The 8,492-nt window shown below is 73.1% G+C and carries 9 protein-coding genes and 2 pseudogenes; 2 read left to right on the forward strand and 9 right to left on the reverse strand.

The window, feature by feature from the left end:
• On the forward strand, positions 1-393 hold a 393-nt coding region (locus E7Z54_RS11275), incomplete at its 5' end, for a precorrin-6A/cobalt-precorrin-6A reductase (protein ID WP_136433741.1).
• A 1-nt stretch (position 394) separates the two neighbouring features.
• On the opposite strand, the gene E7Z54_RS11280 is transcribed toward E7Z54_RS11275, so the two are convergent.
• Complete coding sequence (locus E7Z54_RS11280; protein ID WP_136433743.1) at positions 395-829, reverse strand: hypothetical protein; 435 nt, start codon at positions 827-829, stop codon at positions 395-397.
• A gap of 43 nt (positions 830-872) precedes the next feature.
• Entirely contained in the window at positions 873-1,742 is an 870-nt protein-coding gene (locus tag E7Z54_RS11285) for an NAD(P)H-binding protein (protein ID WP_136433745.1), read from the reverse strand.
• Between the two features lie 105 nt (positions 1,743-1,847).
• Here E7Z54_RS11285 and E7Z54_RS11290 point away from each other — a divergent pair, with 105 nt between their 5' ends.
• On the forward strand, positions 1,848-2,222 hold the full coding sequence (locus E7Z54_RS11290) for a winged helix-turn-helix transcriptional regulator (RefSeq protein ID WP_136433747.1): 375 nt from the start codon (positions 1,848-1,850) through the stop codon (positions 2,220-2,222).
• On the opposite strand, the gene E7Z54_RS11295 is transcribed toward E7Z54_RS11290, so the two are convergent.
• The 7 genes and pseudogenes from E7Z54_RS11295 to E7Z54_RS11325 form a co-directional block, all read right to left on the reverse strand.
• Positions 2,131-3,108: a cobalamin biosynthesis protein gene (locus E7Z54_RS11295; RefSeq protein ID WP_206056156.1), complete on the reverse strand. Its 978-nt coding sequence runs from the start codon at positions 3,106-3,108 to the stop codon at positions 2,131-2,133. The genes E7Z54_RS11290 and E7Z54_RS11295 overlap by 92 nt on opposite strands.
• 36 nt (positions 3,109-3,144) lie before the next feature.
• On the reverse strand, positions 3,145-3,960 hold the full coding sequence (locus E7Z54_RS11300) for a CbtA family protein (RefSeq protein WP_240769631.1): 816 nt from the start codon (positions 3,958-3,960) through the stop codon (positions 3,145-3,147).
• A 9-nt stretch (positions 3,961-3,969) separates the two neighbouring features.
• The gene (locus tag E7Z54_RS11305) at positions 3,970-4,194 is read right to left on the reverse strand and encodes a CbtB-domain containing protein (protein ID WP_136433748.1); all 225 of its coding nucleotides are present in this window, start codon (positions 4,192-4,194) and stop codon (positions 3,970-3,972) included.
• A gap of 409 nt (positions 4,195-4,603) precedes the next feature.
• Positions 4,604-6,956: pseudogene (locus E7Z54_RS24400) on the reverse strand (cobyrinate a,c-diamide synthase).
• A complete protein-coding gene (gene cobO / locus E7Z54_RS11315) occupies positions 6,956-7,570 on the reverse strand; it encodes a cob(I)yrinic acid a,c-diamide adenosyltransferase (RefSeq protein ID WP_136433750.1) in 615 nt (204 codons plus the stop codon). The pseudogene E7Z54_RS24400 and the gene cobO overlap by 1 nt, the downstream one beginning before the upstream one ends.
• Positions 7,570-8,226 (reverse strand): 5,6-dimethylbenzimidazole synthase, encoded by a 657-nt coding sequence (gene bluB / locus E7Z54_RS11320; RefSeq protein WP_136433752.1) that lies wholly within the window; start codon positions 8,224-8,226, stop codon positions 7,570-7,572. Before bluB ends, cobO begins: the two co-directional genes overlap by 1 nt.
• Positions 8,223-8,492: pseudogene (locus E7Z54_RS11325) on the reverse strand (magnesium chelatase); the annotation flags it as partial. The pseudogene E7Z54_RS11325 and the gene bluB, both read right to left, overlap by 4 nt.

An 8,492-nucleotide genomic window follows, 5' to 3' on the forward strand; every position in this document is an offset into this window, starting at 1 on the left:
GAGCGCGCCGCGACGGCCGCCGCCCGGCTGGGGGAGCGGCCGTTCCTGACGGTCGGGCGCCAGGAGCTGGCCCGGTTCGTGCCGGCGCTCGGCGAACTGTCGGTGCTGGCGCGGGTGGTGGATGTGCCCGACCTCGACCTGCCTGCGGCGTGGCGGCTCCTCACCTCCCGCGGTCCCTACCCGCTCGGCGGCGAGCGGGCGCTGATGCGCGAGCACGGCACCGACGTACTGGTCACGAAGGACTCCGGCGGGACCTACACCCGGCCGAAGCTGGAGGCGGCCGCGGAGCTCGGCGTCGCCGTGGTCGTCGTACGCCGCGGGCCGGGCCCGGCAGGGGTGGAGACCGTGCACGAGGTCTCCGCAGCGTGGGAGTGGCTGCGGTCGCGTCGGTGACCTACTCGTGCGACCCGGGACGGTACTCGTGCCCCGGCGCGCCGTGGGTGCGGCGGTCCTCCTTCATCTCCGACTCGTAGATGTGCCGACGACCCTCGACGAGCGCGGTCCGGGCCTCCTTCTCGAGCTGCTTGAAGGTCGCGTAGTACCCGTCGTCGTACTCCTCGACGACCTGGAAGGTCCAGCGACCGTGGAGCACGTTGCGGCCCACCAGGTCGCGTTCGAACCGGTCGGCCAGCTCGGTGTGACCGGCCTCCCGGAGCTGGGCGACGCCCTTGCCGAGGGTGAGGTCGCCGGTTCCGCTGAGTCGGTGGAAGGCGTACAGGTGCCCGCGCGCGATCTCGACCGCCTCGAGCGCCTCGGAGATGTTGCCCAGTGCCTCGACGGTGAGGTCGTCGACGCCGTCAGGTCGGATGTGCTCCTCATCGGTCGCCATGCCGCGATAGTGGCAGACGACCGGTGAGGAGCCCCGTCCGTCCTCAGGCGCCGGTCAGGGCACCGACCGCGACGCGGACGGCCTCCGGCATCGGCGTGGTCGGGCGGCCCAGCAGTGCCGAGAGGTCGCCGCTGGTGACCTCGAGCTCGCCGCGACCCAGGCCGAGGTCGGAGTCGGCGAGAACCTCGGCGAACGGTGCGGGGACGCCGGCGCCGACGAGGATCTGCGTGTACTGCTCGGCGGGGAGATCCTGGTAGGTCACCTCGCGGCCGCTGGCGTCCGCGACGGCGGCCGCCAGCTCGGCGAGGGTGAAGCCGGTGTCCCCGCCGAGCTCGTAGACCGGGCGAGGCTGCTCGGTGAGCAGGACCGCTGCTGCGGCGTCGGCGAGGTCGGCCCTGGTCGCGGCGCTGACCCGGCCCTGGCCGGCACTGCCCAGCACGGCGCCGTGCTCGAGGTAGGTGGGGATCTGGCCGGCGTAGTTCTCGAGGTACCAGCCGTTGCGCAACAGCGTGTAGGGGAGGCCGGAGGCGATCACGGCCTGCTCGGTGGCGCCGTGGTCCTTCGCGAGCATCATCTCGCCACGGTCCGCGTTCGCGATGCTGGTGTAGGCGATCAGCTCCGCCCCAGCCGCTTTGGCCGCGTCGATCGCGTTCTGGTGCTGGGCCAGCCGCTGGCCGACCGCGTCGCTCGAGACAAGCAGCACGCGATCGGCACCCGCGAACGCCGCCGCGAGCGAGGCCGGGTCGTCGTACGACGCTTGGCGCACCTGCACGCCACGGTCGGCGAGGTCGGCGATCCGATCGACGGCGCGTCCGGTCGCGACGATGTCCGCCGGCGGCGCGCCGCGCTCGAGCAGGGACTCGACGACGAGGCGGCCGAGCTGGCCGGTGGCTCCGGTGACGACGATGGTCATGGTGTGTTCCTTCTGGGTCGGGGACCTTGCGTTCGTGGGGGTCAACCGACCGCCCCGACTTGCACTTCCCAGCGGAGAGTACGCACTTTGAAGTAAGGTACTGGCATGGAAGTTAGTGAGTGGGTCGACGGACTGCGGCGGGTCTATCCCTCCGGGGTGTTCCCGTCCGGCTGTCCGAGCCGGGTCCTGCTCGATCACGTGACCAGCAAATGGGGTTTCCTGCTCATCGTGGCCCTGGCCGAAGGGCCGCAGCGGTGGAGCGAGCTTCGTCGCCGGGCCGAGGGCATCAGCGAGAAGATGCTGGCCCAGACCCTGAAGACCCTGGAGGCAGACGGGTTCGTGCACCGCGACGCCCAGCCGGTGATCCCACCTCGGGTCGACTACAGCCTCACCGAGCGCGGCGAGGAGCTGGCTGCGCTGATGCTGCCGCTGCTGTCGTGGGTCGCGGCCCACGCCGACGAGGTCCTCGCCGGGCGCTGACCGCTGCGACCAGGACCGCTGCCGCGCCCACTCGCCGTGCGAGCGAGCGCGCGCGGTCCAGGTCGTTGAGCTGCGGCGGGCGCCCCTGGCCCATCACCGGGCGGTGCTCCACCCGCTCGCCGTAGGTGTTCGTGCCGCCGAGCGTGATGCCCAGAGCGCCCGCGAAGCTCGCCTCGACGGGACCGGCGTTGGGGCTGGGATGGCCCGATGCGTCGCGGCGCCACGCACGCCACGCCCCTCGGCGGTCCGCGCCCAGAAGTACCGCGAGCGCGGCCGTGAGCCGCGACCCCGGCAGGTTGACCAGGTCGTCGAGCCGGGCGGCGGCCCAGCCGAACCGCTCGTACCGGGCGCTGCGGTGACCCACCATCGCGTCCAGCGTGTTCGCGGCCCGGTAGCCCAGGAGGCCGGGCATCCCGGCGACAGCTCCCCAGACCAGGGGCGCGGTGACGGCGTCCGAGGTGTTCTCCGCGAGCGACTCCACCGCTGCGCGGACCACCTCCGACTCGTCGAGCCGAGAGGTGTCCCGGCCGACCAGGTGGGTCAGCTGCCGTCGCGCCCGGGGGAGGTCGCCCGCCGCGAGCCAGGCATCGATCGCTGCCCCCTCGCGGTCCAGTGACGTGCCGCCGAGGACCGACCACGTCGCGAGAGCGGTGAGGAGCGTGTGGGGCACCGGGCGTCGTACCCGCTCGGCCGTGAGGCCGACGAGGGCCGCCCCGCCGACGAGGACCGCGACATGGGCGATCCCGGCACGCCGCTCGTCGCGCCAGGTGTGACGCTCCAGGGCCGAGGCCGCCCGACCGAAGCCGGCGACCGGATGACCACGCCGCGGATCCGCGAGCAGCAGGTCAGCGGCGTAGCCGAGCATCAGACCGGCGGCGGTGCTCACCGGGCGGTCCTCACCGGATGAATCCTCACCGGAGGATCAGAGGCTGGCAGCGAGAGCGCGGCGCGCGGCGTCGGCCGCGGCCCGGTCGTGCAGGCGGCCGACCAGCAGCGTGAGCGGTACCCCGATGCCCGCCCACAGCGCGGCCAGGGTGAGCAGCGCGGAGCGGCGGAAGTACCAGAGCGTGTCAGCCGGGAAGTCGCCCACCTCGTTGACGGTCGGCAGCAGGAACGCGGTCACGGAGACGACGGCGAGGTAGCCACCGGCGGCGACGATCGCGGCTGTCCAGCCGTCGATCCGCCGTGCGAGCCGGGTCGCGAGGACCACCATCGCGATGGCAGCGAGCACGGAGACCAGCACGAGCGCGAAGTACGACGCCGTGCGGCCGCCGATCGTCTCGCCGCTGCCGACGGCGGGCGGAGTGGCGGGGTACTTCCAGAACGGCACCAGCGCGATCGCGACGAAGCCGATCAGCGCTACCAGCGCCGTCGAGCCGCGGGCCGACAGGTTGCCGAGACGGCCGATGACGGCGGCCGCCGCCAGGGCGCTGAGTCCACCGAGCGCGGTGCCGACGGCCATCGTGCCGGTCAGCAGACCCCAGCTCTTCTGGTCCGCGCGCGAGATCGCGACGACCTGGTGCTCCTCGGCCTCGTGTGCCGCGTGCTCGTCGGGAGCCTGCGCAGTCGCGGACGCAGCCTCTTCGAGAGCGATCGCGTCGTCGACGTACGGCTCACCGAACGCGAACGCCACGAGGAAGGCGAACAGGCCGGCCAGCAGGCCGGCGGCGAGTCCCCGGACCAGGAACGCACCGGGGGTCAGGGCAGACCTCTCCCCGGGAACGCGGATCGTGCTCACGGCCGCCGCTCAGTGACAGGGGTAGCCGAGCAGGTGGCGCGCGTCGTGCACCCACTCGTGGACCGCGGTGCCTGCGGGAAGCGAGATCGCGCCCTGGCCGGCGCTGACGAAGAAGATCGCGAGCATCGCGAGCAGGCCGTAGAAGACGACCCACGTGCCGAGCTGCAGGAGCGGGACGGCGGGAACCTCGACCGAGGTGGTCGGAGCGAGGGGAGCAGCGGACAACTGCGACATTGTGCCTCCTCAGGGATTCAGCGTCCCTGTCGTTGGGGTACGGGGTGCAGGCTCTCGGGTCTGACTCCACCGACTCCATCCCTGGAGGCGATGTCACAGTAGCGCGACTGTGCCGGACTTCCACCGGCTTCCTCGGGCCTGCGCTCAGGACTCTAGGGCATGGAGGACTGGTGTGGATAGACGACCCGCGAAGTGCTCGCTGGTTGCTCATCCTCACTCACGAGGGGGCGCGGTTTGCGGCGCGAAGGGGCAGGGTTTGAGGCGCCAGGGGGCAGGGTTGGCGGGAAGCGGCGTCTGGACGAACTGCGCCCCTTCGCGGCGCACACCGCGCCCCCTCGCGCCGCACACTGCGCCCCCTCGCGCCGCACACTGCGCCCCTTCGCGCCGCACACCGCGCCCCTTCGCGGGGTCAGGTGAGCGCGCTGAGCAGTACGTCTGTGGTCCGGGGCGGACGGACGGCGATCCGTACCCAGGAGCCGTCGAGGCCGGGAAAGGTGTCGGCGCGGCGGACCGCGATGCTGTGGTTCCGCAGGCGGTCGCGGACACCGGTCCCGACGCGGGCGAGCACGAACGAGGCCTGCGAGGGCAGGAACTCGATGCCGAGGTCGGCCAGGCCCTTCTCGAGGTGCTCGCGCCAGCAGTTGATCTCCTCCGCGCGCCGGGTCGCCTCGACGGCGGCGACGTCGGACATGCAGGCGACCACGGCGGCCGCGGCCGTCGTACTCACCGACCAGGGGACCTGTCCGCGCGCCAGCTCCGTCACCACGGCGGGATCTCCCAGCAGGTAGCCCGCGCGGATCCCCGGAATGCCCCAGTGCTTGGTGAGCGACCGGATCACGACGACCCCCGGCGAGCGGTCCGCGGCCAGCGACTCTGTCTCGCCCGGGACACAGTCCATGAAGGCCTCGTCCACGACGACGAGACGTCCAGGACGCACGAGGGCGCGGATCGTCGAGGCGGGGTGCAGCACTCCGCTGGGGTTGGTGGGGTTGCCCACGATCACGAGGTCGGCATCGTCGGGCACCAGCGAGGGAACCAGCACGAACGGCGCCGGCAGCACGACCGGGCTGACCCGGTGGCCAGCCTGCTCGAGCGCGGCGTGCGGCTCCGTGAACTGGGGATGTACGACGACCGGCCGGCGCCACGCCCGCAGCCGGGCCAGCAGGGTGAAGGCCTCCGCAGCTCCAGCGGTCACCAGTACCTCGTCGTCGGGCCGCTGGTGCCTGGCCGCCACCGCCGTCCGTGCCCCCACAGCGGACGGGTAGGCGCCGATGTCGTCGAGCGAGGACCGCAGCGCCTCGTCCAGCCAGTCGGGGGGAGGACCCGGATAGACGTTGACCGCGAAGTCCAGCAGGCCGGCGCCGACCTCGGCGTCGCCGTGGTGACGCAGCGGATCCGGCTCAACCACGGGCATGCACCGCCTCGGCGAAGCGCTGCGCGAGCCGCGGGTGCCCCGCCCAGTGGGTGTGGAGGTACGACGCCTGCAGGGTCGCCGACGCGAAGCCGACCGGCACTCCGTCGACCTCCCACGCCGGGCTCGCGCCGGCACCTGGGAGCACCGCGGTGCGGTGGAACTCGTGCCCGGTCACCTGCTCGCCCGTGCGGGCGAGGAGGTTGTCGGAGGCCGCCACTGCCACGGGGTAGCGAAGCGTGAGTCGCTCGGTCATCGCGGCGTCCGCGTCCAGCACGCCGGCCATCGGGGCGCCGTCCAGGGTCCGACACAGGTAGAGGAGCCCGGCGCACTCGGCGACCGTCGGCAGGCCGTCGGCGACCGCGTCGCGGATCTGGGTGCGCAGCGCAGCGTTGTCGGAGAGCTCGGCGGCATGCACTTCGGGGAAGCCGCCGCCGAGGTAGAGCCCCGCGGTCCCGACCGGCAGCGCGGTGTCGGACGCCGGGTCGAACTCGCGGACCTCGCAGCCCGCGGCTTCGAGGAGCTCGGCGGTCTCTGCGTAGCGGAAGGTGAACGCGCGCCCGGCGGCGACGGCGACGACCGGGCGGTGGCGTCGGTCTCGTGACGGTCGCTGCGCGACCTCCTCGACCTGCGAGTGGGGCGACCACGGCGTGGCGTCGAGCGGCGGCGCGGAGCGGGCGACCGCGAGGACGGCGTCGAGGTCGACGTGCTCGGCGACCGTCTCGGCCAGCCGCGAGACGACCATGGCGGCCTCGGACCGCTCGGCTGCCGGGACCAGGCCGAGGTGGCGCGAGGGGGTGGCGAGGTCGGGGTCGCGGGGGATCACTCCGAGCACGGGGAGCGAGATCGAGGACCGCACCTCCTCGGCGTGCCGCGGCGAGCCGGCCTGGTTGAGGATCACGCCGGCGACCTCGATCGACGGGTCCCAGGTCGCCAGCCCGTGCACGATTGCGCCGATGGTCCGCGACGAGCGGGAGATGTCGACGACCAGGACCACGGGCGACCGGGTCAGTGCGGCCACGTGCGCGGTGGAGGAGAACCCGGCGCCGCCGACGCGCCCGTCGTACAGGCCCATCACTCCCTCGATCACCGCGACGTCCGCGGGGGTGGGTACCCGCGCGCCGTGCAGGAGCAGCGGCGCGATCCGGTCCTCGCCGACCAGGTGCGGGTCGAGGTTCCGGCCGGGTCGCCCGCAGGCGAGCGCGTGGTAGCCGGGGTCGATGTAGTCCGGGCCGACCTTGTGGCCGCTCACGACGTGGCCGGCGCGCACCAGCGCCGCGATCAGCCCAGTCGCGATCGTCGTCTTGCCCTGGCCGGTCGACGGCGCGGCGACGACGAGGCGGGGGAGCATCACCACTCGATCCCGCGCTGGCCCTTCTGGCCTGCGTCCATCGGGTGCTTGACCTTGCCCATTTCGGTGACCAGGTCGGCCACCTCGACGAGGCGCGGGTCGGCGCGGCGCCCGGTGATCACGACGTGCTGCCGTCCGGGCCGGTCCCGCAGGGTGGTGACCACGTCGTCGACGTCGACCCAACCCCACTGCATCGGGTAGGTGAACTCGTCGAGCACGAGCAGGTCGTGGGTCTCGTCGGCGAGCCGGCGTTTGATCTCCGCCCAGCCTTCCGCAGCCTCGGCCGCGTGGTCCTCGACGTTGCCCTCCTTGCGCCGCCACGACCAGCCGGAGCCCATCTTGTGCCACTCGACCGGACCACCCTCTCCGGTCTCCTCGTGCAGCCGGCCCAGTCGCTCCAGCACCGTCTGCTCGCCGATCCGCCACTTCGCGGACTTCACGAACTGGAACACCCCGACCCGCCAGCCGGCGTTCCACCCGCGCAGCGCGAGCCCGAACGCGGCGGTCGACTTCCCCTTGCCGTCGCCGGTGTGGACCATCAGCAGCGGCCGCTGCCGGCGCTGGCGTGTGGTCAGTCCGTCCTCGGGTACGACGAGCGGCTTGCCCTCGGGCATCAGGTCTCCTCTGTCTGCGGCGGTGCTGGGTGGTGCTGCCAGGTGTCGTGGTGGATGGCGTCGGCGAGCGGCCGCCGGGACCGCCAGCCGTGCCGCTCCAGGTCGGGCACGGTCTCGAGGTGGCTGACGGTGCCGAGGCAGAGCCAGGCGATGGGCCGGACGTCCGCCGGGATGCCGAGGAGCTCGCGCAGGAACGACTCGCGGTAGAACGAGACCCAGCCCAGTCCGAGTCCCTCGGCCGTGGCGGCGAGCCAGAGGTTCTGGATCGCCAGCACCGTCGAGTAGAGACCGGCGTCGGCGATCGCGTGTCGTCCGAGCACGTGGGCCCCGCCGCGGCTCTGCGAGTGGGTCACGACGACGCCGAGCGACGACTCGCAGATGCCCTCGACCTTGATCCGGTCGAAGGTCGCGCGCCGCTCGGGCGGCAGCGACGCGGCGAAGGTGTCCCGCTCGCCGGCGACGTGGTCGCGGAAGGTACGACGCGTCGCGGAGTCACGCACGAGCACGAAGTCCCAGGGCTGGCTCATCCCCACGCTGGGTGCCCGATGGGCCGCGTCGAGCACCCGGAGCAGCACCTCGTCCGGGACCGGCTCGCCGGTGAACTCGGCCCTCACGTCGCGGCGGCGCGCGATGACGTCGTAGAGCGCCCGGGTCATGCGGCGCGCCCTCGGGCTGCGGTGACCAGCACCTCGGCGCTGACCTCGCCGATTGGCAGGTGCTCGGCACCGAGATGCTCGGCGAGCCTCGCGGCGAGGCCCATCCGCAGCGGCCCGGACTCGCAGTCGACGACCACGCTGGAGATCCCCGCGCCGGCGATGAGCGCGGCGGCTTCGCGCGAGCGGAGCACCGCATCGGGGCCAGCGGTGGCCCGGCCGTCGGTGACGACCACGAGCAGCGGCCGCCGATGTGGGTCGCGGGTGCG

The sequence above is a fragment of the Nocardioides sp. genome (genome assembly GCF_004803405.1).
Lineage (GTDB): Bacteria > Actinomycetota > Actinomycetes > Propionibacteriales > Nocardioidaceae > Nocardioides > Nocardioides vastitatis.